At 70.4% G+C, this 25,271-nt stretch carries 25 protein-coding genes and 1 pseudogene; 12 read left to right on the forward strand and 14 right to left on the reverse strand.

From position 1 onward, the window contains the following. Nucleotide 1: 1 nt before the first annotated feature. Both BKE38_RS03835 and BKE38_RS03840 read left to right on the forward strand, forming a co-directional pair. Nucleotides 2-2,335 carry an ATP-binding protein gene (locus BKE38_RS03835; protein WP_165694101.1) on the forward strand — a complete coding sequence of 778 codons (2,334 nt, stop codon included), beginning with the start codon at nt 2-4 and terminating at the stop codon, nt 2,333-2,335. 7 nt (nt 2,336-2,342) lie between these two features. Continuing rightward, nucleotides 2,343-2,822 carry a response regulator gene (locus BKE38_RS03840; RefSeq protein ID WP_076956049.1) on the forward strand — a complete coding sequence of 160 codons (480 nt, stop codon included), beginning with the start codon at nt 2,343-2,345 and terminating at the stop codon, nt 2,820-2,822. 209 nt (nt 2,823-3,031) lie between these two features. On the opposite strand, the gene BKE38_RS03845 is transcribed toward BKE38_RS03840, so the two are convergent. From BKE38_RS03845 to BKE38_RS03855, 3 genes are all read right to left on the reverse strand, one after another. Continuing rightward, complete coding sequence (locus BKE38_RS03845) at nt 3,032-3,838, reverse strand: IS5 family transposase (protein ID WP_076956050.1); 807 nt, start codon at nt 3,836-3,838, stop codon at nt 3,032-3,034. Further along, on the reverse strand, nt 3,795-4,553 hold the full coding sequence (locus BKE38_RS03850; RefSeq protein WP_076956051.1) for a class I SAM-dependent methyltransferase: 759 nt from the start codon (nt 4,551-4,553) through the stop codon (nt 3,795-3,797). The genes BKE38_RS03845 and BKE38_RS03850 overlap by 44 nt, the downstream gene beginning before the upstream one ends. 63 nt (nt 4,554-4,616) lie before the next feature. Next, nucleotides 4,617-5,537 (reverse strand): LysR family transcriptional regulator, encoded by a 921-nt coding sequence (locus tag BKE38_RS03855; protein WP_076956052.1) that lies wholly within the window; start codon nt 5,535-5,537, stop codon nt 4,617-4,619. 118 nt (nt 5,538-5,655) lie between these two features. On the opposite strand from BKE38_RS03855, the gene BKE38_RS03860 reads away from it, so the two are divergent. The 3 genes from BKE38_RS03860 to BKE38_RS03875 all read left to right on the forward strand — a co-directional run bounded on the left by BKE38_RS03860 (nt 5,656) and on the right by BKE38_RS03875 (nt 8,196). After that, nucleotides 5,656-6,333 carry an HD domain-containing protein gene (locus BKE38_RS03860; protein WP_076956053.1) on the forward strand — a complete coding sequence of 226 codons (678 nt, stop codon included), beginning with the start codon at nt 5,656-5,658 and terminating at the stop codon, nt 6,331-6,333. After that, nucleotides 6,330-7,313, forward strand: coding sequence for a Bug family tripartite tricarboxylate transporter substrate binding protein (locus BKE38_RS03865; protein WP_076956054.1), 984 nt, complete (start codon nt 6,330-6,332; stop codon nt 7,311-7,313). Before BKE38_RS03860 ends, BKE38_RS03865 begins: the two co-directional genes overlap by 4 nt. Before the next feature lie 409 nt (nt 7,314-7,722). Next, the gene (locus BKE38_RS03875; protein ID WP_076956055.1) at nt 7,723-8,196 is read left to right on the forward strand and encodes an AtaL-like protein; all 474 of its coding nucleotides are present in this window, start codon (nt 7,723-7,725) and stop codon (nt 8,194-8,196) included. Between the two features lie 51 nt (nt 8,197-8,247). Here the strand turns inward: BKE38_RS03875 and BKE38_RS33585 are convergent, their stop codons facing one another. From BKE38_RS33585 to BKE38_RS03895, 5 genes and pseudogenes are all read right to left on the reverse strand, one after another. After that, nucleotides 8,248-8,379, reverse strand: coding sequence for a hypothetical protein (locus BKE38_RS33585; RefSeq protein WP_278247601.1), 132 nt, complete (start codon nt 8,377-8,379; stop codon nt 8,248-8,250). 47 nt (nt 8,380-8,426) lie between these two features. Then, nucleotides 8,427-8,780: pseudogene (locus BKE38_RS33780) on the reverse strand (substrate binding domain-containing protein); the annotation flags it as partial. Continuing rightward, the gene (locus tag BKE38_RS32765; RefSeq protein ID WP_076956057.1) at nt 8,777-8,965 is read right to left on the reverse strand and encodes a hypothetical protein; all 189 of its coding nucleotides are present in this window, start codon (nt 8,963-8,965) and stop codon (nt 8,777-8,779) included. The gene BKE38_RS32765 and the pseudogene BKE38_RS33780, both read right to left, overlap by 4 nt. 82 nt (nt 8,966-9,047) lie before the next feature. Beyond that, nucleotides 9,048-9,734 (reverse strand): MBL fold metallo-hydrolase, encoded by a 687-nt coding sequence (locus tag BKE38_RS03890; protein ID WP_076956058.1) that lies wholly within the window; start codon nt 9,732-9,734, stop codon nt 9,048-9,050. Next, complete coding sequence (locus BKE38_RS03895) at nt 9,731-10,642, reverse strand: LysR substrate-binding domain-containing protein (protein WP_076956059.1); 912 nt, start codon at nt 10,640-10,642, stop codon at nt 9,731-9,733. The genes BKE38_RS03890 and BKE38_RS03895 overlap by 4 nt, the downstream gene beginning before the upstream one ends. 137 nt (nt 10,643-10,779) lie before the next feature. Between BKE38_RS03895 and BKE38_RS03900 the strand changes: the two genes are divergently transcribed. Continuing rightward, nucleotides 10,780-12,357, forward strand: a complete 1,578-nt coding sequence (locus BKE38_RS03900; RefSeq protein WP_076956069.1) for an ABC transporter substrate-binding protein — start codon at nt 10,780-10,782, stop codon at nt 12,355-12,357. Beyond that, a complete protein-coding gene (locus BKE38_RS03905; protein ID WP_165694102.1) occupies nt 12,350-13,711 on the forward strand; it encodes an amidase in 1,362 nt (453 codons plus the stop codon). The genes BKE38_RS03900 and BKE38_RS03905 overlap by 8 nt, the downstream gene beginning before the upstream one ends. Here BKE38_RS03905 and BKE38_RS03910 read toward each other — a convergent pair whose 3' ends face one another. Further along, a complete protein-coding gene (locus tag BKE38_RS03910) occupies nt 13,712-14,959 on the reverse strand; it encodes an MFS transporter (protein ID WP_076956068.1) in 1,248 nt (415 codons plus the stop codon). Nucleotides 14,960-15,150: 191 nt separating this feature from the next. On the opposite strand from BKE38_RS03910, the gene BKE38_RS33590 reads away from it, so the two are divergent. Both BKE38_RS33590 and BKE38_RS03920 read left to right on the forward strand, forming a co-directional pair. Then, complete coding sequence (locus BKE38_RS33590) at nt 15,151-15,279, forward strand: hypothetical protein (RefSeq protein ID WP_278247602.1); 129 nt, start codon at nt 15,151-15,153, stop codon at nt 15,277-15,279. Nucleotides 15,280-15,344: 65 nt separating this feature from the next. Continuing rightward, on the forward strand, nt 15,345-16,322 hold the full coding sequence (locus BKE38_RS03920; RefSeq protein ID WP_076956062.1) for a LysR substrate-binding domain-containing protein: 978 nt from the start codon (nt 15,345-15,347) through the stop codon (nt 16,320-16,322). 62 nt (nt 16,323-16,384) lie between these two features. Here BKE38_RS03920 and BKE38_RS03925 read toward each other — a convergent pair whose 3' ends face one another. The 5 genes from BKE38_RS03925 to BKE38_RS03945 form a co-directional block, all read right to left on the reverse strand. Continuing rightward, entirely contained in the window at nt 16,385-18,472 is a 2,088-nt protein-coding gene (locus tag BKE38_RS03925) for a PAS domain-containing protein (protein ID WP_076956063.1), read from the reverse strand. Beyond that, nucleotides 18,469-19,953 (reverse strand): TolC family protein, encoded by a 1,485-nt coding sequence (locus BKE38_RS03930; protein WP_165694103.1) that lies wholly within the window; start codon nt 19,951-19,953, stop codon nt 18,469-18,471. Before BKE38_RS03930 ends, BKE38_RS03925 begins: the two co-directional genes overlap by 4 nt. 323 nt (nt 19,954-20,276) lie before the next feature. Further along, nucleotides 20,277-21,449, reverse strand: a complete 1,173-nt coding sequence (locus BKE38_RS03935; RefSeq protein ID WP_076956065.1) for an ABC transporter permease — start codon at nt 21,447-21,449, stop codon at nt 20,277-20,279. Next, nucleotides 21,443-22,120 (reverse strand): ABC transporter ATP-binding protein, encoded by a 678-nt coding sequence (locus BKE38_RS03940; protein WP_106409125.1) that lies wholly within the window; start codon nt 22,118-22,120, stop codon nt 21,443-21,445. The genes BKE38_RS03935 and BKE38_RS03940 overlap by 7 nt, the downstream gene beginning before the upstream one ends. Before the next feature lie 63 nt (nt 22,121-22,183). Continuing rightward, a complete protein-coding gene (locus BKE38_RS03945; RefSeq protein ID WP_083747283.1) occupies nt 22,184-23,362 on the reverse strand; it encodes an MFS transporter in 1,179 nt (392 codons plus the stop codon). An 87-nt stretch (nt 23,363-23,449) separates the two neighbouring features. Here BKE38_RS03945 and BKE38_RS03950 point away from each other — a divergent pair, with 87 nt between their 5' ends. The 3 genes from BKE38_RS03950 to BKE38_RS03960 all read left to right on the forward strand — a co-directional run. Beyond that, on the forward strand, nt 23,450-23,995 hold the full coding sequence (locus BKE38_RS03950; protein ID WP_076956066.1) for a TetR/AcrR family transcriptional regulator: 546 nt from the start codon (nt 23,450-23,452) through the stop codon (nt 23,993-23,995). A 76-nt stretch (nt 23,996-24,071) separates the two neighbouring features. After that, on the forward strand, nt 24,072-24,731 hold the full coding sequence (locus BKE38_RS03955) for a glutathione S-transferase family protein (protein WP_076956067.1): 660 nt from the start codon (nt 24,072-24,074) through the stop codon (nt 24,729-24,731). Next, on the forward strand, nt 24,728-25,271 hold a 544-nt coding region (locus BKE38_RS03960; protein WP_207553481.1), incomplete at its 3' end, for a DNA glycosylase AlkZ-like family protein. The genes BKE38_RS03955 and BKE38_RS03960, both read left to right, overlap by 4 nt.

Raw genomic sequence — 25,271 nt, forward strand, 5'->3', positions numbered from 1 at the left:
CATGAAGCTCACCCCTGAGGTTCTGCCGTCTGCCAAGGCTGTGCCGGGCGTCGACCTGTCGAATTGCGACCGCGAGCCCATCCACATTCCTGGCAGCATCCAGCCCCACGGGCTCATCTTCGCCCTGGCCGAGCCAGAGCTGACCATCGTCTCCGTCAGCACCAACGTTAAAGAGTGGACGGGTCGGCCCGCAGCGGAACTGGCGGGACAGCCGGTTGACGTCCTGCTGACGGAAGACAGTGCCGATGCGCTCCGCAGAGCCCTGGCGGATGCCGATCCTGCCCGTGGCAATCCATACTCGTTTAGTCTGAGGGATGCAGAAGCACCTGCCGGGTGGAACGGCATCCTGCACAGACACGCTGGGCTTCTGCTGCTCGAACTGGAACGCCGCGACGAGGCGGCGCCATCCTACCGTATTTCCTTCGACCATGTTCGTGCGCTGACGCAGCGGCTGCAGGCCGCGCGGTCGTTGGATGAGGCATGCACCGCTACCGTGGCCGAAGTCCGGCGCATGACCGGCTACGGATTTGCGATGGTCTATCGCTTCCTGCCCGACGCAGCCGGGCAGGTGGTCGCGGAAGATCGGGCGGAGGGCATGCCGTCCTATGTTGGGCTGCACTTTCCGGCCAGCGACATCCCGGCGCAGGCGCGGGCATTGTACGTGCGCAATCCCAGCCGCAACATCCCCGACGCCACCTACACACCGTCTCCACTGCAGCCTGATGCCGACCCTCGCAACGGTAGGCCGATAGACCTGAGCCAAGCCGGGCTTCGCAGCGTTTCGCCGATCCATATTGAGTACTTGGCCAATATGGGCATCCGGGCCTCCATGTCCGCCTCCATCATTCGCGACGGCCGCCTCTGGGGCTTGGTGTCCTGCATGGATCGGGAGCCTCGATACCCGGCCTATGAAATCCGCCAGGCCTGTGAGTTGATGGCCAATGCGCTGGCCTGGCAGATCGGCGTGCTAGCGGAGATCGACGCGGCGAACTACCGGGTGCGACTGAAGACCCTGCAGGCCAAGCTGGCGCTCGACATGGGCAGCGCTGCGGATGCGCATGAGGCGCTGCGCCACCATAGCCCGGCACTGCTGCAAGCGGTGGACGCGTCCGGAGCGGTTCTCTGGGCCGCAGGCACCCTGACGCGCGTTGGAAAGGTGCCCACCGAAGATCAACTCGGCCCTCTCTTGACTTGGCTTGGCACCAACATGCGTGGCGAAGCCTTCTCCACAGACCGGCTGCCCTCGCTCTACGCCGAGGCAGGCAACCCGCTACCTCCCAGCACCAGCGGACTGCTAGCGGTACCGCTTTCCCGCTCGGGGAATGACATGATGCTTTGGTTCCGCCCTGAGCTGCTGCAGACCGTCCAGTGGGGCGGCGACCCCAACAAGGCAGCGTCGCCTGCGGCTGCCGACGGGCGACTGCATCCCCGCAAGTCCTTCGCCGCTTGGGCGGAGCAGGTGCGAGGCCGCTCCAAACCTTGGGAGCCCTACGAGATTGCGGCTGCCCTGGAGTTCCGTGACATGGCTGTCGATCTCATCGTGCGTCGCTCGACCGAGCTCGAGCGCAGCAACGCTGCCATCAAGCAATCGGCAGATCGGTTGGAGACATTCGTGCATATCGCGTCGCACGACCTCCTCCAGCCTGCGCGGCAGATCGAGACATTAACCGACATCCTGCACGACATGATCCCTCCGCAAGAGGCCGCGGATCCCGATGCGGCGGAGGTGCTGCAAGGGATCCGGGGCGTTTCCAACCGGTTGCGGCGCTTAATCGGCGACTTGGCCGATTACTCCCGAGTAGGTCGGGGAGCCCAACCGTTCGAGCCCGTCGACCTCGACGAGGTGGTTGCTGAAGTCCAGGAGATGCTGGCCAAGCAGGTTGTAGAAGCGGAAGGGCGGATCATTGTCGAAAGCTTGCCCATGGTGGTGTGCGACAGGCGCCAGATTCGCCACGTGATTCTCAATCTGCTGTCGAACGCATTGAAGTACCGGTCGCCCTCGCGAAGCTTGCATGTCCGGATCTATGCTGCCAGCGGTGACGACGAGGCCTCGAAAGCCCGGCTGCCCCATGGCCAGCCTGGCGGCGTGACAGCGACGATTTGCGTCGAGGATAATGGTATCGGCTTCGATCCGGCCCAAGCTAAGTTGATTTTCGAACCGTTCCGCCGTCTGCACGCGTCAGGGCATTACGAAGGTAGCGGCGTCGGTCTTGCCATCTGCCGTAAGATCATGGAACGGCATGGCGGCACGATCCAGGCAAGCGGCCGCGAAGGTCATGGATCCACGTTCCGCGTCACCTTCCCGGTGCGCGGCGCCTATCCCTCGAACGCCTGAGGTCATCATGCTGGGTGAAGCGCTCGTCGCCACAGACCTCCCGTCCGTACTCATCGCCGAAGATAATGGCTTTGATCAGCTCATACTCAAGCGCGCCTTCAAGGCTGCGGAACTTGGTGTTGTCGTCCGTTTTGTCGAGCACGGTGAGGCACTGATCAGCTACCTCAGCAGCGGCTTCGAAAACGATGTCGTCGGGCTCGCAGATCGGGTGCTTCCTGCCGTCATCTTTCTGGACCTGAACATGCCAGTGGCCGATGGCTGGGAGGCACTCCGGCAACTCCGGGCGGATCCGCGATGGACAGACATCCCGGTCATCGTCATGTCTACGCTGGCGCATGAGGGTGACATCGCGAAGGTCTACGCCTCTGGTGCCAGCGGCTACTTCACCAAGCCCTCAAGCTTCAGCGATATGGTCGCCGCCATCCGGACCTCCGTTGCACCTTGGCTCGTCGCCGAGGGCGCACCGCGGCCCAAGCGGCTTGTTTAGGCGCAAAATCTGGTCTGCGTGGGCGGTGTGAGGTCGCACCTCCCATGATTGTCCAGGTGACACCTTTGGTAAGCGTTGCTCTGCGGCCCACCTTGCCTGAGAGGGCCGATTTCGTGACGGAGCACCTCATCAGGTCGAAGTGGTGCAATGTCGATGGATGAGGCTGGCACTGGAGCCGGCACTGTTGCTGACACTCGAGCTAGAGGCTGTTATGAACCGGCGGCCAGTTCCGCGGCCTGCTTGAGCATGAGGCAGGCAAATGCGATCAAGTGGAGATCGGCCAGGCTACTGGCATAGCGCTCGTAGTCTTTGACCAAGCGGCGGAAGCGCGTGGCCCAGGCGAAGGACCGTTCGACCACCCAGCGTCGTGGCAGCAGCACGAAGCCACGCTTGGCTTCGGAGAGCTTCACCACCTCAAGTTCGATGCCATGCGCTTTCGCGGCCGCGGCGGCACGCGCACCGGGAAAGCCCTGATCGACATAGGCGAGGTCGACGCTTTCCCCCGTGGAGGCCTGCACCGCCCGGGCCAGGCGCCCGACCTCGGCGCGATCGTCCGCACTGGCGGGAGTGACGTGCAGCGCCAGCCGATGCCCCAGCGTGTCGACCGCCAGATGCAGCTTCGAGCCCTTCTTCCGCTTGGCCCCGTCATACCCGGCGCGGGTGCCGCTTTCCGGCGAGGAGCGCAGCGTCCGGCTGTCGAGGATGGCAGCGCTGGGCTGGGCCTTCCGCCCCGCAGCAACACGCAGGACGCTGCGGAGGTCGTCGGCCACGGCTTCGAAGCATCCCGCCGCCAGCCAGCGCTGCGCCTGCTGATACACCGCGGCCCAAGGTGGCAGGTCATTCAGCATCCAACGCCACGGCGCGCCGGTCTTGATGACGTAGTGCAGCCCATTGAACACCTCGCGCAGCGCATGCTCGCGCTGGCTGCACTGTCCTGGCACCAATGTCAGGTAGGGCGCGACCAGCGCCCATTCATCGTCGGAGACATCGGGCGGGTAAGGCCTGCGGGCAGTCATCCCGCCCAGCCTGATCGTTACCCGACTGGAGCTCCATAACAGCCTCTAGCTTGTAAGTCGCACTCTCGGCGTCCATGAGAATGAGGTGCCGGAGCAGCGGCAAGGCGCCCGTGCCACCGTCCGGCAAGCGGAGGACCAGGGCCGTCCAAGAAATTTCCGGGGGCCCTTGCAGATCGGGTGACGGCACCGTCCGGACCACTTGCATGCCGTGGGCCAGAGCCAGGAATTCGACCTCGGTGAGGCTGACGGGGTGACCGCCGCGCCCGTCGTCGGGTCCATGGCGCAGCGTCATCACCAGCAGGCCGCCGAGCCGCAGCAGTCCCACCAGCTTTCGGAAAGCACGGGGCCGGTCCGCCGGTGGGACGTGCTGCCAGACCGCGCTCAAGGATACGACGTCGGCGGTGATGCCGCAGCGCGATGTCGTCGTCAGGCGAGGCAGGCTGTCGGCGAGCCAGCGGATCCTTGGCGATGGATGCAGCCGCTCGGCCTCGGCGCGCATGCCGGTGGACGGCTCGATAGCGATGACCTCGTAGCCCGCGGCGGCGAAGGCGCCCGCATCGCGTCCTGTCCCGGCGCCGACGTCGATGACGACGGCGGGTGCACTCGGCAGAAGGTCGACCAGCCAGTCACGGGTGACCGTCGACGGGACGGCCTCGTAAGCGGCAGCGAGGCGCGAGGCATTCGAATCACACCAGGAGACGACGGAGGGCTGCACCCGGGGAGCATAGCGGAGCAACCTCCTTTGGGCAGCCCGCTCAACCTGCCTGCATGATGTGGACTACCGTCTGCCTGATTGGCTGAAGGCAATGCCTGCCTCCATCGCGACCTCTACCAGTACCTGCCGGAATGTCGCGGCTTGGCGGGAAACGGGGCGGAACCTGGGAAGCAGAATACGTGCTGTGCTGGCCGTGGTGGGAAGCAGCGGCCGCGCCAGCAGCCCAGGTTCCTGCGCACTGAGGAGCCCGAACCTGTCGAGCAGGGCGACACCCGCACCGGATCGGACCAGCCCTCCGGCCACCGTCGCGTGATCGACAGTGACGGCGATCTTCAGCGGCACGTTGGCGTCCGCGAAGACGACGTTCAACTGTGCGCCCAGCGGCCAGTTGCCGCTCGAAGCGATCAGCGGCCAGGGCTGCAGGTCTTCTGGTCGTACAGCTTGGCGAACTGCCAGGGGATGGTCGTCTGGCATCAGGCAAGCCAGTTCCGTGACGCAGGTGTCACTAACGACGACCTGCCGTCCACCCACTGGCCCGATGACGGCGCCCAGCTCGACGCGGTGATCCTCGACCAACCGGACCACCTCAGGCGCGGGAACGGCGTGCAAGATAACGGCGACCTCCGGCAACTGCTTGCGGAAGCGGGTGATCGCCACCGGCATGATGCTGTTGGCTATAGACGGGATCACCGCGATGCTCAGCGCACCCGCCACGCCGCCTTGCAGCGCACCGGCCAGGCGCTGCACCACATCGATGGCGGCGAAGGCGCTCAGCGTTTCCGGAAACAGCGCCTGGGCTTCCGCCGTCGGCCTCAGGGTGCGACCGTCCCGCAGGAACAGGCTGAAGCCCAGCCGGGTCTCGGCCTGCTGCAGCATCTTGCTTACGGCGGGTTGGGTGATGTGCAGCGCCCGCGCCGCCCCGGTGATACTGCCGCGCTCCATGACATGGCGGAACACGTCGAGTTCCCGTACCGAGAGAAGCATAACCCCAGCTCATGCATGATGTCCCACAACACATTTGAAGCCATGGATGCAGGGCGTGCAAGATCCGGCCGAGACCCCGCGCCCGCCGAGGCGCAAGAGGGCCCGGAGGAAGCAAACCATGTATTTTCTCGACCGGCGGCCACGTCGGCAGATCACCCAGGCGCTGCGCGACAGCGTGCTGGAAGATCTGCCCGAGATCACTGAGATCACCCATTCGGAGCTGCGGGCGAAATGCGTCGAAGCCTGGGCCTATGCCCTGGCGGAAAGCAGCTTCGAGCGTGTCCGTGACCTGCCGGGGGAGGCCAACCCGGGCACGTTCCGGCTGCGCCGCGGCAGCCAGGTGGAGCACCTGCGTGGCGTCACCCGCATCGCGCTGGCCATCGCCGACGACTTTGCCGCCCGCTTCCCCGAAGCCCGGATCGAACGGGACTTGGTGCTGGCAGGCGGCCTGCTGCACGACGTCGGCAAGCCCTGGGAGTTCGACCCGGCGAACTGCGCCCGCTGGGAGGCCGACCCCAGCCGCGCCGGGCTGCCTTCCCTCCGCCACCCGGCCTACGGCGCCCACATCTGCCTGGCGGTCGGGTTGCCGGAGGAGGTGATGCACATCGCGCTGTCCCATTCTGCGGAAGGCGAACTCCTGACCCGCAGCCTCGAAGGGCTGATCGTGCAGCGGGCCGACCACCTGTGGTGGTCGATCGCGGGCGGCTGCGGCCTGCTGGAAGAGAGCGGCAACGCCATCCTGGCGGAACGCCGGATCACCCCGCGCGCGCTCGCCAGCCAGGAGACGCAGTCATGACGCTGCCCCTCCTGTCTCGCCGCCTGCTGCTGGGCGGTGCCGCATCCCTGCCGATGCTGGCCCGTCCCGCGCTGGCGCAGGGCGCCTATCCCACACGCCCCATCCGCGTGCTGGTGGGGTGGTCGCCGGGCGGTGGCGTCGATGTCATTGCGCGCAAGCTGGGTCAGAAGCTCTCCGCCAGCCTCGGCCAGCCTGTAGTGATCGAGAACAAGGCCGGGGGCACCGGCAGCATCGCGGCGGCGGAGGTCGCCCGCGCGGCACCCGACGGGCACACGCTGCTGGCGCTCGACAATGCCTATGCCACGCTGCCCTACCTGTTCAGCCAACTACCCTTTGACCATGCTAAGGCCTTCCGGCTCATCTCCATTACCGCCTTCGCGCCGCTGTTCCTGGGCGTGAAGCGGGATGCGCCCTATGCGGACCTGCAGGCGCTGATCGCGACGGCGCGCGCCAAGCCGGATACGGTCGCCTACGGCACTGGCGGCAACGGCAGCGTGCCGCACTTCAACACACTGGCCTTCCAGCGCGCGGCGGGCGTCGAGCTATTCCACGTGCCGTTCCGCGGCGCCAACGAAGCTGTGCTGGCGGTACTAAGCGGAACGGTACAGATGGTGATGGTGTCCGTCGCCTCTGCGCTGGGCAGTCTGCAGTCCGGCGACCTGCGGCCGCTGGCCATCAGCGGCGCCGCACGGGTGGCGGCACTGCCGCAGGCGCCAACCTTCGCCGAGGCCGGGCTGCCGGGTTTCGAGGCCAATGCCTGGTACGGGCTGGCCGCGCCGCACGGCACGCCTGACGCCATCGTGGACAAGCTGACCTCGGCCATGCGGGCCGCGTTGGCGGAGCCGGATATGCTCCAGTTCCTGGACGATCTGGGTGCAGTACCCGGCGGCCAGAGTTCTGAGCAGGCAGCAACGATCCTGGCGGCCGAGACGGAGCGGTGGAGTGGGATCGCCGCCAGCGGCGGTATAGAGCGCCGCTGAAGAGGAACCGGCGCAGAGCCTTCGGTTTCGACGGGAGACCGAAGCTGGCCGACAGCGGACTGGCAGGTATTCAGGCCTGGCCGGGCAGAAGCGGACATCTGGCTTCAGGTCTTCAACCGCTGGCTTCGACGGATCCCGCCCGTATTGATCGCGGCAGCACGTTCTTAGAAGCGGACGCCGTTAGCGGCCGCAGCATCGCCTATCCCGGCGAAGACACCGCTGGGTTTGAAGCCAATCTCCAACGACTTATGCCCCGCTGGATGGCTTACGACATGCGCCTGATGGCGGAGCGCTTCGCTACGGAGGGCATGCTGCCCCAGGCTGGAGACGTCGAGCGCCTGACCGCCCGGCTGGGCCGTCCGCTGCGCAGCTGACCTGACCTTCAGAACGCTTCGACAGGACCCATCCCATGATCTACTCGACCGCGACCGTCCCGGTTAACCCGGACGGCATGACCCGGCTGACCCGTGCCCAGGCCTGGTCGGGCCTCGTCCTCAAAGCGCGCGACGCCCGCGCCTTCCTGCCGCCCGGTCTCTGCACGCGCGGCAATGTCGTCGAGGAAGGCGCTACCCATATCGTCCGGGAGGCGGTGATCAGCGGCATCGCACTGCGCGAGATCATCGCCTTAGAGCCGGAGCACAAGGTGACCTTCTTCCAGGCCACCGGCCCGCGGGAAGGCGCCATCATCAACGAGCTGTTCGAGGACGCACGGGGCGCGCTGCATCTTCGCTTCTACTGCTATCTCGGTCTCCGCGGCAGAGCATCCAACGGGATCGAGGAACAGGCAGAACAGGCGCAGTTCGACAGCGAAGCAGGTTACAAGGCCGCGCTATTGTCGACGCTCAAGCGTACTCGAGAACTCGTGGCAGAAGGCCGGATATAGGATCGAGCCGGGCGTCCAGCATGGCTCCTCGAGCAGGAGCCCCCTGCTCTGTCACGCGGAGCCATCCTCCCAACGCCGCCGCGACAGCCGCTCGGCCAGGAAGTCGCCGAGCGCCTCGACCTTGGCGGGCCGGTTCCGCGTGGTTGGCGTGACGAAATACAGCCGCCGGGGGCGAGTTGCCATTCCGGCAGCAGCGCCTCCAGCCTGCCCGCTGTAAGATGCTCGGCGGCGATGAATTCCGGCAGCTCGGCGATGCCCATCCTCTCCAGCAGGGTCGGCAGCAGCGCATCGACATTAGTCACCCGCAGCGGGCCAGAAGGCGAGATGGCCTGCACCTCGCCCGCCGGGCCAGTGAAGCGCCAAACGTTGCCCCGCGTCCGGTAGGCATAGCCCAGGCAGTGATGCGCGGCGAGCCCGCCGGGATGCTGCGGTCTGCCATAGCGCGCCAGATAGCCCGGCGCCGCCACGATCTGCCGCGTCATCGGGCAGAGCCGCCGGGCGACGAGGGAAGAATCCTCCAGCACGGCGATGCGCAGCGCGGCGTCAAAGCCCTCGCCGATCAGGTCGACGCTGGCATCGCTCACATGCCGCGCACCGGGAAGCCGGCGGCCTGCTGGATGCCCTGCTCGATCGCCGGATAGCTGTCCTTGCGGTAGGCGGCGATGGCGCGGCGCTCGGCCAGGCCCAGGCGCTCCTGCGCGGCGGCGGCGAAGGGGGTCGCCAGGAAGGAAGCCGCCGCCAGGCGGAACAGGATGCGCCGTGTCGTCATCACCGATCTCGAGCCGTTATGCGCGGAATGGAGCGGGCGACAGCGATTCCGGCAAGCGGCGCCGGCCCTCGCAGGCCGCACGTTATCGCGACTGTTCCAGCACGAAGACATGCGGCGCATCGCCCGGCAGGGTTTCCGGCGTCAGCTCCAGGCTCGACCCGCCGACGAAGGTGACGGAAGCCGGCGGCAGGCGGCTGGTGAAGCGCTCGACCGGCTCGATCGGCAGCACGCCGCGCGGGCTGTAGTAGTGCATCGGGATGACGACGCGCGGCCGGAGGGCGGCGATGGCCTTGTCCAGGTCGTCGAGGGCGATGGTGGCGTGCTCGCCGGTCAGCGCCAGCAGGATATCGACCTGCCCGGCCAGCGCCGCCAGATGCTCGGGCGCGACCGGATTGCCGATGTCGCCCATATGCAGCACCCGCAGGCCGCCCAGGGTGAAGTGGTACAGCGCATTGGCGTCCGGGTCGCGGCCGGCGGCGGCCTGGTAGTCGAAGGTCAGGCTTTCATAGGCGGGGAAGCCGCGGATGCGCAGGCCCAGCGCCTCGATCCCCTCGGGCGGCAATTCCAGCGCGTTGACGACCGTCGGCGAGCCCTGGACGTGGCTGGGGTCCGAATGGAAGTCGTCGGTGGCCGAGCTCATGATGACGAGATCGGCCGGCTCGTCGATCGGCGCGAAGCCGCTGCGCGCCGGGGCATAGGGGTCGGTGACGACAGCCAGGCCATCGGCCTCGAGCCGGAAGCTGGCATGGGCGTAGAAGGAGATTTTCATGACGGGCTCCGGGAGGTTGCGGCGCCGGCGCGCATCTCCGCCAGCAGCCACTGACGAAAGGCCTGCAGCGGGCGCGACTGGCCATGCGACGGCGGATAGGTCAGCCAATAGGTGCGGCGGCTGACCCCGAGATGGGCGAAGGGGGCGACCAGACGGCCGGTGGCCAGGTCGTCCTCCACCAGGAAGCGCGGGATCAGCGCAAGGCCCAGCCCGGCGCCGGCGGCCTCGGCCATCAGCGGCGCGTGCTGGAAGCCGGGGCCGTGCCGCAGCTCGGGCGTCGCGGCGCCGAGATCGGCCAGCCAATCCTCCCAGGCCGCCGGGCGGTCCAGATGGTGGATCAGCGGCAGCTTCGACAGCGCCTGGAGCGCCGGGCGCGGGCCGGGCGGGCGCAGGCGCGGGTGGCAGACCGCCACCTGCTCCTCGACCAGCAGCCTGTCGGCGATCAGCTCGGGCGGCGGGGCGCTGTTGAAATAGATGGCGGCGTCGAAAGGGTGCCGCGCGAAATCGACATCCTCGGTGCGGGTATAGAGGTTCAGCCGGATCTTCGGATGCGCGGCGACGAAGCCGGCATGGCGCGGCATCAGCCAGACGGCGCCGAAGCCGGGCAGCGTGGTGACATGCAGCGAGGCCGCCTCGCCCTGCCGCGCCACCCGGGCCGAGGCGCGGTCGATCCGCGCCAGGGCCGGCGCGATCTCCTTCAGATAGGTCGCGCCATCGGCGGTCAGCGCCAGCCGCCCGGCCTCGCGCCGCAGCAGCAGGGTGCCCAGGTCGCCTTCCAGCAGCCGCACCTGGCGGCTGATGGCGCCGGGGGTCAGGCAGCAGGCGCGGCCGGCCTCGGCGAAGCTTTGCAGACGGGCCGAGGCCTCGAAGGCCTGCAGCGCCATCAGCGAGGGCAGCCGGCGCTGCATCGCACCCCTCCTCTGCTGCGACGAAAACTGCGGGGACCCGCAGTCTTCATCGCTTGCCCCCTGCCGCGCAAGCCCCTGCAATGACGCCAGGAAATGCCGTTGCCCGCCCCGTCGCAGAATGGAGCGCCTTGCCGATGATCCGCCGCCGCCACCTCCTCGCCACCAGCCTCGCAGCTGGCCTGTCCGCGCCCTCGGTCCGCGCCGCGCCCGCCCGGGTGCTGCGCTTCATCCCGCAGGTGGATCTGGCGATCCTCGACCCGACCTTCGCCTCCTTCTACGTGACGCGGAACCATGGCTACATGGTCTTCGACACGCTCTACGGGCTGGACGGCAATTTCGCCGCGCAGCCGCAGATGGCCGCCGGGCACGTCATCGCCGCCGACGGCAAGCAGTGGGACATCACCCTGCGCGACGGGCTGCTGTGGCATGACGGGGAAAAGGTGACCGCGCGGGATTGCGTCGCCTCGATCCGCCGCTGGATGGCGAAGGACGCGCTGGGCGCCGCCCTGCTGGAGGCGACCGACGCGCTCGAAGCCCCCGACGACCGCACCATCCGCTTCCGCCTGAAGAAGCCCTTCCCGCTGCTGGCCTATGCGCTGGGCAAGACGGCGGCGCCGATGTGCGCCATGATGCCGGCCCGCCTGGCCGAGAGCGACCTGGGCAAGCCGATCACCGAGATGGTGGGCTCCGGCCCCTATCGCTACCTGGCCGATGAGCGGCTGCAGGGCGCGCGCAACGTCTATGCCCGCTTCGACCGCTATGTCCCGCGCGAGGGCGGCACGCCGGACTGGACCGCCGGGCCGAAGGTCACGCATTTCGACCGCGTCGAATGGACCACGATCCCCGACGCCTCCACCGCCTCGGCCGCGCTGATGACCGGCGAGCAGGATTGGTGGGAGCTGGCCTCGCTCGACCTGCTGAAGACGCTGCGGGCGCGGCGCAACCTGCGCGTCGCGGTGACCGACCGCACGGGCTGGATCGGCGTGATGCGCGCCAACCACACCCAGCCGCCCTTCGACAACCCGGCGATCCGCCGCGCCTTCTGGGGCGCGCTGGACCAGGCCTCGGTGATGCAGGGCATCGTCGGCGACGAGCCTTCGCTGTTCCATGACGGCATCGGCTTCTTCTGCCCCGGCACGCCGATGGCCAGCGATGTCGGGCTGGAGGTGCTGAAGGGCCCGCGCGACTACGACAAGGTCAAGAAAGAAATCCTCGCCGCCGGCTACAAGGGCGAGCGGGTGGTGGTGCTGGCCCCGGCCGATTTCCCCAGCATCAACACCATGGCGCTGGTCTGCGCCGACCAGATGAAGAAATGCGGGTTGAACGTCGATCTGCAGAGCATCGACTGGGCCAGCATGACGCCGCGCCGCTCCAACCGCGGCTCGGTCGACCAGGGCGGCTGGAGCGTCTTCTTCACCGCCTTCACCGGCAGCGACCTGCTCAATCCCGGCGGGCATTTCGTGCTGCGGGCCCAGGGGCAGAGCGGCTGGTTCGGCTGGCCCGACAGCCCGCGCATCGAGCAGCTGCGCAGCGCCTGGTTCGACGCCCCCGACCTGCCGGCGCAGCAGCGCATCTGCCAGGACATCCAGCGCCAGGCGGTGCAGGACGCGCCCTATTACCCGCTGGGGCAATGGGAGCAGCCGACGGCGCATGCCGCCAACCTGACCGGCATGCTCGACGGCTTTGCCACCTTCTGGAACATCCGCCGTGCATGAGGCTTCTCTCAGTGCCATCGCCCTGGTCGAGAGCTTCCGCAAAGGCAGCCTTTCGCCGGTGGAGGTGCTGGAACAAACTCTCGAACGGCTCGAGGGCGCGCGCGACCTGAACGCCGTCGCGCTGCTCGACGCCGCCACCGGCCGCCGCATGGCCGAGGCCTCGGCGCAGCGCTGGCGCGAGGGCCGGCCGATCGGCCCGCTGGACGGCGTGCCCGTGGCGATCAAGGACACCGGCCATGTCATCGGCTGGCCGACGCGCTATGGCTCGGCCACCAGCAGCGACAGGCCGGCCACCGAGGATTCCCCCGGCATCGCCCGGCTGCGCGAGGCCGGCGCCGTCTTCTTCTGCAAGACCACCACGCCGGAATATGGCTGGAAGGGCATCACCCATGGCCCGGTCTCCGGCGTCACCCGCAACCCGCATGACACAGCGCTGACCCCGGGCGGGTCCAGCGGCGGCTCGGCGGCGCTGGTGGCGGCGGGGGTGGTGCCGATCGCGACCGGCGGCGATGGCGGCGGCTCGATCCGCATTCCGGCCGGCTTCTGCGGCGTGGTCGGGCTGAAGCCCAGCTACGGGCTGGTGCCGCATGCGCCGGCGCCGCTGGGCTGGCTGGGCGTCTTCGGCGGCATGACCCGCGACGTCGCCGACACCGCCCTGCTGACCCGGCTGATCGCCGCCCCCGATGCCCGCGATTCCTTCGCGGCGCCGGCGCCGGCCGTCGATTACCTGGCCGAGGCGGAAAAGGGCGTGGCGGGGCTGCGCATCGCCGTCTCCCGCAACCTGGGCTTCCGCGGCGTGGTCGACCCCGCGGTCGCCGATGCCTTCGAGGCCGGGGTTCAGGCGCTGGGCCGGGCCGGCGCGGTGCTGACCGAGGTGGACCTCGACCTCACCCCGCTGCGTGGGCCGCTCGACGTCATCTGGCGCGCCGCCTTCGCCGCCACCCTGGCCCCGGTCGACGGCGCCGGGCTGCAGACCATCGAGCCCGAGCTGCTGGAGCTGGTGGTCTCGGCGCAGGAGCTGACGGCGGCAACCCTGCAGCGGGCGCAGGATGCGGCGCGGGCGCATGGCCAGGCGATGCAGCGTTTCCACCAGAGCCACGACCTGCTGGTGACGCCGACCCTGCCGTTGCTGCCCTTCGCCGCCGGGGTGAACACGCCGGACAAGACGCGCTTCCCCGACTGGTACGACTGGACGCCCTTCACCTGGCCCTTCAACCTCAGCCGCCAGCCGGCCATCTCGGTGCCGTGCGCGACCGTGGGCAAGCTGCCGGTCGGGCTGCAGGTGGTGGGGCCCATGTTCGGCGAGGCGCTGGTGCTGCGCGCCGCCCGCGCGCTGGAGAAAGCGAAGGTCTGATCAGCCGTGGTTCCCGGGCGCCGCCTCCGGCCAGAGGTGGCGGCGCCAGAAGACCAGCACCGCCAGCGTCGCGACCATCCCCGCCCCGCCATACAGCGCCGTGGTCGCCGGGAAGCCGATGCCGCCGATCAGCGGGCCGGAGGCCAGCAGCCCGACCGGCAGGCCATAGATGGCGAGCGTCCGCATCCCCATGATCCGCCCGCGCAGCCCGGGCGGCGCGCCGCGCAGCAGCAGCACCGACATCGGCAGGGTGCAGAGCATCTGCGCCACCCCGATCAGCGGCAGCACCACCAGCCCGCCGGCGAGGCTCGGCACCTGGCCGAACAGGATGACCAGCCCGTGCCAGGCGATGCTGAAGACCAGCATCATCCGCGCCGGCTTCACCCGGCTGCCCATGGCGCTGAGCAGCAGCGAGGCCAGGATGCTGCCCGCCCCGACCGCCGCCACCAGGTAGCCGAGCCCCGCCTGGCTGCTGCCATAGACGTCGCGCGCCACATAGGGCAGCAGGCCCAGGGTGAAGGGGTAGCAGGTCAGGTTGACCAGGAAGGCCATCAGCATGGCGGCCAGCTGCGGCGGCGCCTGCCAGACGGCGCGGGCGGCCTCGGCGAGATCCGCCAGCGGCGTCGCCTTGCGCCCGATCGGCGGCGCGGCGCGGGCCGGCACCTCGATGCCGAAAGTCAGCAGCAGCCCGGCCAGGTAGCAGCCGACGACGGCCAGATAGGCCTGGCCCATGCCCAGGGCCAGCACGGTGCCGGCCCCGGCCAGGGCGCCGACCACGCGGGCGGAATCGGTGGTGATGCGCGACAGGCTGACCGCGCTCATCAGCCGGTCGTCGGGCATGGTCTCGCCGATCAGCACGTTGCGGATGCCCATGTCGGAAGGGCGGATCATCCCCGCGATGCCGGCGCCGACCAGCACCAGCAGCGGCGTCAAATTGTCGGTCAATGCCAGCACGGCCAGCACGGCGGCGATCGCCGCATAGGCCAGCCGCATCGCCGCCAGCACGCGGCGATGGCCGATCGCATCCCCCAGCAGCCCGAAGAGCGGCGCCACCAGGGTTCCCAAAAACTGCAGCGAGCCGAAGAGCGTGACCAGCAGCACCGACTCGGTCTGCACGATGATGTACCAGCCGAGGATCAGGGTCTCCATCTCGAAGGCCCAGGAGGTCATCAGGTCGGCCGACCACTGGAAGCGGTAGCTGCGGATGGCGAAGGGCGCGAAGGCCGGGCTCCGCGGGGCGATCGTCATCGCGCCGCGCCGCCGGCGGCGGGCGCTGCTGTCCTGGTCATGCGATTTCCCCCTCTCGGCCAGCATCCCCCGAAGCGGCCAGCCGCGCCAGAGGCCGCGCCTATCGCGGCGATAGAGCCCATCGCATGGCCCTGCCCCCGCTTCCGCCCGAGGATCAGCCCATCGCCATCGAGCGCGAAAGGAGCCCCGCCATGATCCGCACCCTGCTGCTGCTGGCCGCCGTCGTCACCCTGATGATGACGACCGCCCCGGGCGGCATTCTGGGCCCGGCCGTCGCCACGGCACCCCAGGCGACGGCGACCGCTTCGCGCCCGGCCTAGGCCAGGGCATAATCCGCCCCGAGCGCCGCCGCGATTCGCGATGGCCCCCGGGACTCCTCGCGACCATGAATCTGGCAGGCCTGAATATCCGCGACCTCGACTATGTCGTCGCCGTCGCCGAGTTCCTGCATTTCGGCAAGGCGGCGCAATCGCGCAACGTCAGCCAGCCGACGCTGAGCGCCCAGCTGCGCAAGCTGGAGGAGACGCTGGGCGTCGCCCTGTTCGAGCGCGGCGCCCGCGGCGTGCTGGTCACCCCCGCCGGCGAGCCGCTGGTGGCCCAGGCCCGCGTCATCCTGGCCGAGGCCCGCCGGCTGGGGGAGCTGGCCCAGGCCGCCGCCGAGCCGCTGACCGGGACCTTCCGGCTGGGGGTGATCGCCACCCTCGGCCCCTATCTGCTGCCGCTGCTGCTGGCGCCGATGCGCGCCCGCTACCCGAAGCTGCAGCTGGTGCTGACCGAGGGCATGACCCGCCCGCTGATCCACGCCCTGGAAGCCGGCGAGCTGGATGCGGTGATCGCCAGCACGCCGCTGGAAGACCCGGCTTTGACCACGCTGCCGCTGTTCCGCGAGGCGCTGGTGCTGGCGGTGCCGCGCGACCATCCGCTGGCCGCGGTCGAGCGCGTCGAGCTGGCCGACCTGCCGGTCGACGACCTGATCCTGCTGAGCGAGGGCCATTGCCTGCGCGAGCAGGCGCTGGCCTGCTGCCCGCAGGCGCTGCGCGGCGGGCGCGGCGTGGTCCAGGGCGGGCGCCAGGCGGCCAGCCTGGAGACGCTGCGGCAGATGATCGGCCACGGGCTGGGCTGCTCGCTGCTGCCGCAGCTGGCGGTGCAGGTCGGTTCTCTGCTCGACGACATGGTGGCCTACCGCCTGGTCCATGGCAGCTCGCCCGAGCGGCAGCTGGCCCTGGTCCACCGTCCGAGCTTCGGCCGCATCCGCGACATCCGCCTGCTGCGCGAATTGCTGCTCGACGCGCTGGCCAGCGCGGGCACGCTGACGGTGCATGCGAGGCCGTCGACGCAGCGGGACGCGCTGCCGCGGGGTTGAGGTGACGGCGGGCCCGCCGCTAGCCTGACCCCGCCCGATCACCGCGGAGGCGCCCGGCCCCTCTACGGCAGCGCCACATCCCCCGGCCGCAACGCCCCACGCAGCTCGATCCCCTCCGGCGTCGAGATCCCCAGCTCCACCGGCACCTCGCGCACCGCCCCCTCGCGGCGCAGCCGGATCACGCGTTGCCCCGCGCCGTCGAGATGGACGTAGTGCGGCGGCGCGACATAGCCGTCGGGCTTGTCGTAGGTGATGATCGACAGGCTGGCCGACATGCCGACCGCCAGCTGGCGGCGCTGCTCGGGCGAGATGCCTTCGATGGCGACGGTGACCGGGAAGCTCGGCATGGTGCCGCGGCCGCCGCCGTCGCCGCCGGCCTGGGCGGCGACGGCGGTGACGCGCCCCTCCAGCGTGATGCCGCCGAAGGCGTCGCCGGTCACCGCCACCGCCTGGCCGACGCGCACCTTGTTGACGTCGATCTCGTCGACCAGCGCCCGCACCTGGAAGCTTTCCAGCGCGCCGATGGTGAACATGGTCTGGCCGCGCGACACGCGGGAGCCGACCTCGATGGTCTCGGCGCGGCGTCCGCCGCCCGCGGGCTCGGGCGGCATCAGCACCACGCCGGAGACCGGCGCGCGCACCGTCGCCTGGGCCAGGTCGGTCTCCAGCTCGGCGACCTTGGCCTCGGCATTGGCCAGCTCCAGCTCGGCGACGCGCAAGGTCTGGGCGTCGCCGCGGGCCAGCGTCGATTCCAGGTCGTTCTGCGCCGCCTGCAGCTGCAGCTGCTGGTTGCGCTGCTGCTGGACCAGCGCGCGATGCTCGTCGGCGGCGATGATGCCGCGCGACAGCAGCAGCCGGGTCTGCGCCGCGCGGGCGGCGAGGTCGGAGGATTCCAGCTGGGCGGCGGCGACGGCGCGGCGGGCGCGGGCGACCTCGAAGCCGCTGTCCCAGCCGCGCAGCTCGGCGACCTTCTGGCGGGCGCGGATCTCGGCGCTGCGGGCCTCGCGCAGGCGGACCTCGACGTCCTTCAGGTCCAGTTGCAGCAGCGGCGCGCCGCGCTCGACCTGGCCGCCATAGCGGAACAGCCGCTGCTGCACGAGCCCGTCGAAGGGTCCCACGACGCTGACCAGCGAGCCGGCATCGAGCAGCCCGACCACCGCGATGCGCGACGAGACGGGCTGCGGCTGCAGGGTCAGCCCGGCTTCCGCCGCCACCGTCTCGCCGGCGCCCCAGTCGGCGGCCGGCCACAGGCTGTAGGCGGCAAGCCCTCCCAGCAGCAGCGCCAGCCCGGCGATACCGGCCAGCCGCGTCGCGCGGATGCGGCGGGAGGTCTCGCGGATCCGCGTCGCCGACTGCTCCAGCTGCAGATAGGCGCTTTGCAGCTTGCGGTGCTGCTCGGCCAGGTCGCGGGCGAGCGCCGCCTCGGCCTCGGCCAGGCGCTCGGTCTCGGTGACATCGGCGAGCGAGGCGGTGATCGCCAGCCGCCCGGCCTCGGGGCCGATGCGCAGGCGATAGGCGCGGCTCTGCACGGCGAGGCGCCGGCCCTGGAAGCCGACGACCTGGCGCGCCGGCACGGCCTCGGCATCCATCGGCGCCAGGATGGCGTCGAGCAGCGCGTCGCCCCCCTCCTCCGGCAGGATTTCTTCCAGTGTCGCGCCGAGGGCGGCGTCCGGCGTCACGCCCAGCATCGTCGCCGCGGCGGCGTTGATGGCGCGCAAGGCGCCGCCGCCGCCGATGGTCACGATGCCGTCGGACAGGCTGTCCAGCGCCGCGTTGAAATCGAGGTCCAGCCGGTCCAGCGCGCCCTGCGCCGCCAGCGTCTCCGCCGCGCGCCGGGCCAGCGCCTGCAATTCGGCGCGCTGCGCCGCAGTCAGCGCGCGCGAAACCCCGTCGGCGACGCAGAGGGCGCCGAGCGCCACGCCGCCCTCCGCCTGCAGCCGCAGGCCGGCGCGCAACTGCGGCGCGGCCTCCTCGACGAAGCCCTCGGCCAGGACGCGCGCCGCGAAATCGCCGTCATCGGCAGCGGTCTCGCCGAAGGAAACCGGACCGGCGGCGCCGCCCGCGAACAGGAAAGCACGCGCGCAGCCGGTCAGCAGCGCGGCATGGCGCGCCAGATCCGTGAAGGCCAGATCATCGTGGAACAGGGTCACGGCTCGTTCAGGGTGATGCGCCAGGTGTCCAGCGTGGTGCCCAGCACCTGGTCCATGGTGGTCAGCGCGTTGAGATAGGCGATGACGGCGCCGAGCTCGGTGCTCTCCGCCTGCTGCAGCGCGCTCTGGAAGGAGACCACCTGGAAGTTGCTCGACCGCCCGGCCTGCAGCCGCAGCAGCTCGGCCTCCAGCTGCTGCTGCGCCAGCTCGCGGGCGCGGCGGGCGAGCTCGGCCTGGCGGCGCTGCGCCTCGATGCCGCGCACGGCATTCTCGACCTGGACGCGGACATTGTCGCGCGCCTGGTCGGCGGCCAGCTCCGACTGGCGCAGCGCGACGCCGGCATTGACCTCGAGCTGCTCGCGCGACGGATAGCCGATCGGGATGTTCACCTGCAGGCCGAGGTTGAAGTCGGAGCGCACGGTGCTGAGCGCGCCGATCGTTTCCATCAGCTGGGTGCGGCTGGCCTGCTGGCCGATGCCGGCGACGGCGGAGACGTCCCACAGCCGCTGGTTGCGCGCGACGTCCAGGTTGATGCGGTTGATCTCGATGGTCAGAAGCTGGCCGAGATAGGCCGGCTGGGTGGCATAGGCGGTGGCCAGCGCCCGGTCCATCTCGACCCGGACCGAGGGGGCGCTGGGCCGCTCGCTGGCCCAGATGCGCGACCCCGGGTCGATGCCCATCAGCGCCAGCAGGGCCAGCCGCGCCGCCTCGCTGCCGTTGCCGGCGGCGACCAGCGACAGCTCCTGCTGGGCAATGGCGGCCTCCGACTGCACCAGCTCGATCTGCGCCAGGCGGCCGGCGGCGATCAGCAGGCGGTTGACCTCGACCAGCTCGCGCGCCCGCTTCAGGCTCTCCTCGGCGATGCGGCTTTGCTCCTGCGCCTGCAGCAGGGCGCGATAGGCGGTGACGATCTGGCTGACCTGCTCGATCACCTGGCCCTTCAGGCGCAGCTGGGCGTTGCGCTCGGCGATGCGGGCGATGCGGCGCGGCGCCAGGGCATAGTCGATGCCGCCACCGGCCAGCAGCGGCTGGATCACCTGAAGGCCGAGCTGCGAGGGGGCGACGGAATCGGTGCCGCGCGTGTTGGTCTGGCTGGCCAGCCAGGACATGGTGAAGCGCGCGCCGGTCGGCGTGTCGACGGTGACCACCGGCCCCAGGCTGAGCTGGGTGCCGCTGACGCCGGCGGTGCGGCCGCGGGTCGCGCTGCCGGCGATGGACAGGCGGGGGGTGAAGCTGCTTTCGGCGACATGGAGGGCGAAGCGGTCGGCGATGCGCTGCAGGTATTCGCTGCGGATGGCGCGGTTGCTGCGCAGGCCGAGGAAGACCGCTTCCGGCAGGGTCATCGGCACCGCCTCGGGCGGCGGGCGGCGGGCTACCTGGGCGGACCCCTGGCCCGCCGTCTGTCGCGCGGTCTGCCCCTGGACGATGCCGGGCATCAGGACGAGCAGGGCGCACAGCACGCCCGGCAGCCGCATCGACAAGGTGGATCTCCCCGCGCGGGCCAGCGCCGCGAGGCATCGGTATCCCATTCCCGGCACCCCGGATGCAATGGCGCTTTCGCCCGGCGTATCATTGCCGGCCACGGCGAATGCGGGCATGTCTGGCCGGCGAACGGAGGCAGTCATGCGGGCGACGATAGCATTGGCGGCATTGGTCCTGGCCGGCTGCGCCGAGCCGGCGGTGCTGCGCGCGCCGCCGATCGTCCCCGACATGGCCTTCCCGCCCGGCGCCTTCCCGGTGCCGCCGATCGCGACGCCCACCGGCGACCCGCCGATCACGCTCGCACCGCGGGAAGCAGGCGGGGTCACTCCGAGCGCAGCGCCTCGATCGGGTCCAGCCGCGCGGCCATGACCGCCGGGTAGAAGCCGAAGAAGATGCCGACCGCGACCGAGACCCCGGCGCCGAGCGGCGCGGCGCTCGGCGAGAAGATGTATTGCCAGCCTGAGGCGCCGGCGAAGGCATAGGCACCACCCAGCCCCAGCAGCACGCCCAGCGCGCCGCCGGCCAGCGACAGGATGACCGCCTCGGCCAGGAACAGCAGGCGGATGTCGCCGGGTGCGGCGCCGATCGCCAGCCGCACGCCGATCTCGCGCTTCCGCTCGGCGACCGAGACCAGCATGATGTTCATCACCCCGACGCCGCCGAGCACCAGGGCGATCCCCCCCACCGTGCCCAGCAGCAGGGTGAAGAGCTGCATCTGCCCCTGCATCCCGGCCAGCAGCTGCTTCGCGCTTTGCAGCGACAGGGTGGCGTCGCGCAGCTTCGGCGCGAAGGAGCGCTGCAGGGCGGCCATCACCGCCCCCGGATCGGCCTCGGGATGGATGCGCGCCACCGCCATGGACAGCTGCGGGTCGGGCATCAGCCGGCGCATATTGGCGATCGAGACGAAGGCCGTGCCGTCGACATCGACCGGCATCATCGGGCTCTGCAGCACCGGCTCCAGGATGCCGATGACGGTGAAGACATAGCGCCCCTGGCGCAGCTGCGACCCGACGCGGACCGGCGCATAGGGGGCGGAGAGCTGCTGCGCCAGGCCGGCGCCCAGCACGATGTAGAGCTCGAAGCGGTCATGCGCCGAGATGAAGCGGCCTTCGCGCAGCCGGAGCCGCGCCACCGAGGCGAAGCTGGCCGTGACGCCGAGCTGCGTGCCCATCCCCGTCATGCCCTCATGCAGCAGCGTGGCGCCGCCCAGCACGAAGGGGGCGATGTCGAGCACCGCCGGGATTTCCTGCGGCACCGCCTCGACATCGGCCAGGCGGAAGCTGCCGAGGCCGCTGGGCGCATCGACCCGCAAGGTCAGCACGTCGGTGCCCAGCTGGCGGAACTGCCGCACCGTCTCGTTGCGGGCGATGGCGCCGATGTTCAGCATGGCGATCACCGCCGCCGCGCCGATCAGGATGCCGAGCAAGGCCAGCGCCGAGCGCTGGCGGGAGGCGACCAGGTTGGCCGCGGCCTCGACGACGACGCGGCTCAGCATGGCGGCTGCTCGGCGATGGTGCCCTCCGCCAGCAGCAGCCGCCGCTCGCATTGCGCGGCGACGCCGGGGTCATGGGTGATGATCAGGATCAGCACGTTCAGCTCGCGCTTCAGCGCCAGGAACAGCGCCATGATCTCCTGGCTGACCTTGGGGTCGAGGGCGCCGGTGGGCTCGTCGGCCAGCACCACCGCGGGCTCCCCCACCAGGGCGCGGGCGATGGCGACGCGCTGCTTCTGCCCGCCCGACAGCATGGCCGGCATATGCTCGACCCGGTCGGCGAGCCCCACCCGCCCCAGCATGGCGATGGCGCGGCGCTTGGCCTCGGCCTCCGGCAGGCCGCGATACTGCAAGGGGAGCGCCACGTTGCGCCAGGCATTCAGCCGCGGCAGCAGGAAAAAGGACTGGAAGACGAAGCCGATCAGCCGGTTGCGCAGCCGCGACAGGGCGCGGGCCTCGGCCTGCAGCACGTCCTGGCCGTCGATCCGGTATTCGCCCCCCGTCGGCTTGTCGAGCAGGCCGATGATGTTCATCAGCGTCGACTTGCCGGAGCCCGAGCCGCCCATGATGGAGACCAGCTGCCCGGCCTCCAGCCGCAGGGTGACGCCGCGCAGGATCGGCATGGTGCCGGGGCCGACGCGGAAGCTGCGGGTGATATCGACGAGCTCGAGCATCGGGGCCTGTGGCGAACGCGCTGCCGGCATGGACCGGAAGCGCGCGCCGATCAACGGGTAATCTCAGCGGCGCAGCGCGGAAGGCCGGGCCGCCGGGGCCACCACCGCCGCCACCAGCACCAGGGCCAGCACCAGCAGCATGGCGCGGCGCAGCCCGAATTCCTCGCCGACGAAGCCGAGCAGCGGCGGGCCGACCAGGAAGGCGACATAGCCCGCCGTCGCCACCACGCGGACGCGGGCGGCCGGGTCCGGCCCGCTCTGCCCGGCGGCCGAGAGCGCGACCGGAAAGCCCAGCGCCGCCCCCAGCCCCCAGAGCAGCCCCGCGGCGCCCGCCAGCACCGGGTTGGTCGCAAAAATCACCAGCGCCAGGCCGAGGGCGGCCAGCAGCGCGCTAGCCCGCAGCACCGCGGCCGGGCCATGCCGGCGCAGGAAGGCGCCGCCGCCGAAGCGGCCGGCCGTCATGGCGGCCGCGAAGCCCAGGAAGACCAGCGAGCCATGGGTCGGGCTCAGCCCGTGCTCGTCGACCATCAGCAGCGGCAGCCAGTCATTGGCGGCGCCCTCGGCCAGGGCCATGGCCAGCACGACCAGGCCGATCAGCAGCAGCTTGCTTTCCGGTTTCGGCGCCTCCGTTGTCGGCGCCGCGTCCCGCCGCTCGGCCATCCCAAGCCTCGCCGGGATGGCGTCGCGATAGGCCAGCAGCACCGGGATGGACCCCGCCATCACCAGCAGCAGGTGCCAGGGCACCGGGAAATCCACCGCCGTCAGCCCGATGCCCAGCAGCGCGCCGGCCACGGTGCCCAGGCTGAAGAAGCCGTGCAGCGCATGCAGCAGCGGGCGGGCCGTCAGCCGCTCGACCTCGGCGCCCTCGACATTCACCGCGATCTCGGCCAGCCCCATGCCCAGCCCGAAGCAGAGCAGCCCGGCCGCCACCAGCGGCGCCCAGCCCGCCGCGACGCCCGCCGCCATCACCGCCAGCGAGGCGACGATCAACGCCAGGCCCAGCAGCGCCAGCCGCCGCGTGCCCCAGAGCGTCACCAGCCGCCCGGCCGCCAGGATGCCGGTCATCGAGCCGACGGCCAGGCCGAGCAGCACCATCCCCATCTCGGCGACCGAGGCGCCCAGCGCGTCGCGGATCGCCGGCGTCCGCGTCACCCAGGAGGCCATGGCGATGCCCTGCAGCAGGAAGAAGGCGCAGAGCGCCGCCCGCCGCCGGGCCAGACCCTGTCCGATGTTGCCGTCCATTGACGCGGTATCCTGTCCAACCGATGCTTACGTACAAACGTACGCTTCATGTGTACGAACGTACCTAACGCGTCAAGAGGGGCTGGCATGGAGCGGAAGCGGCGGCACGATCCGGAACGGCGGGCGCGCATCATCGAGGCGGCGCTGTCGGTGATCGCCGAGCATGGCGTCGCCGGCTGCACCCATCGCCGCGTCGCCGAGGCCGCCGACGTGCCGCTGGGCTCGATGACCTATCATTTCGACGGCATCGATTCCCTGCTGGCCGAGGCCTTCGCCCTGCTCTCCGGCCGAATCGCCGAGGATTACCGCGCGACCCTGCGCGCCGCCCCCGACATCGCCGCGGCGCGGGAGGCGGTGGTGGCGCTGATCTGCAACGGCCCCTGGGGCGGCCGCGGCACCATGACGCAGATCTTCGAGCTCTATGCCTGGTCCACTCGCCACCCGGACCATGCCGGGCTGATGAGCGGCTGGATGGCGCAGAGCCGCGAGGCGCTGGAGGCGCATTTCACCCCCGCCCAGGCCCGCGCCCTGGACGCCATGATCGAGGGCGTCATGATCCACAACCTGGCCAGCGCCGCGCTGATCCCGCCCGAGGAGGTGCGCGCCATCGTGCGGGCGCTGACCGGGGGGTAAAGCTGGCGGATAGGGGGTTGCGCCGCGGCGCGATCCCGGCGAGCCCTGGGGTGGAAAAGGAATCCGGGAGGCTGCCATGTCGCTGCTCTTCTATGGCCATCCGCTGTCCAGCTATTGCCAGAAGGCGCTGATCGCCCTGGAAGAACTGTCGGTCCCCTTCGAATGGCGGCTGATGAGCCCGGAGACGCCGGAGAACGGCGCCGAATTTTCTCGTCTGTGGCCGATCGCGCATATGCCGCTGCTGCAGGACGGCGACGAACTGATCCGCGAATCCAGCGTCATCATCGAGCATCTCGGCCTGCGCGCCGGCGACCACCAGCTGCTGCCGGCCGATCCGAAGGCGGCGCTGCCGATCCGCTTCCTCGACCGCGTCTTCGACAACTATGTCATGGCGCCGCAGCAGGCGATCGTCTTCGAAAGCCTGCGCCCGCCGGAGAAACGCGACCCGCATGGCGTGGCGCAGGCCCGCGCCCGGCTCGACACCGCCTATGCCTGGCTGGAGGATTCGCTCCCCGCCACCGGCTGGGCGGCAGGGGCAGACTTCTCGCTCGCCGACTGCGCCGCCTCCCCCGCGCTGTTCTATGCCAGCTGGACGCATCCCCTGCGCGGCCGCTTCCCCAAGGTGCAAAGCTATCTGGACCGGCTGGAGGCGTGCCCCTCCATTGCCCGCATCCGCGCCGCCGCCAAACCTTATTGGCATCTCTTCCCCTTCGCCGGCGAGGACCGGCCGGCGTGACGCAGCGCGATCTCGGCTGGCTGCGCGCCCAGGCGCGGCGGGCAACGCTGGGCGGGCTGGACGAGCTTGCCGCCACCATCGCAAGGCTGGGCTTCGTCCAGGCCGATCCGATCCGCGCCCCGGCCCGGGCGCAGGACCTGATCCTGCGCCACCGGGTGCGCGGCTATCGCGCCGGGCAGCTGGAGCGCCGCTTCCCTCGCCTCGGCCTGGAGGAGGATTTTCTGCACGCCTATGGCTTCATGCCGCCGGCGACCCAGGCGCTGCTGCATCCGCGCCACGACGCCGCGGCGGAAGATGGCCGCCACCTGCCGCAGGGCCTGGCCGCCGAGGTGCTGGATTTCGTCCGCGCCCAGGGCCCCTGCCATCCGCGCATGCTGGAGGCCGCCTTCGGCAAGCAGCGGGCGATCAACGGCTGGGGCGGCTTTTCCCAGGCGACGACGCGGGCGCTGGAAAGCCTGCAGCATTTCGGCCTGCTGCGCGTCAGCCACCGGCAGGAGGGCATCCGCGTCTATGCCCTGGCCGCCTCCCCCGCCGCAGCCC

Source organism: Teichococcus deserti (genome assembly GCF_001982615.1).
Lineage (GTDB): Bacteria > Pseudomonadota > Alphaproteobacteria > Acetobacterales > Acetobacteraceae > Pseudoroseomonas > Pseudoroseomonas deserti.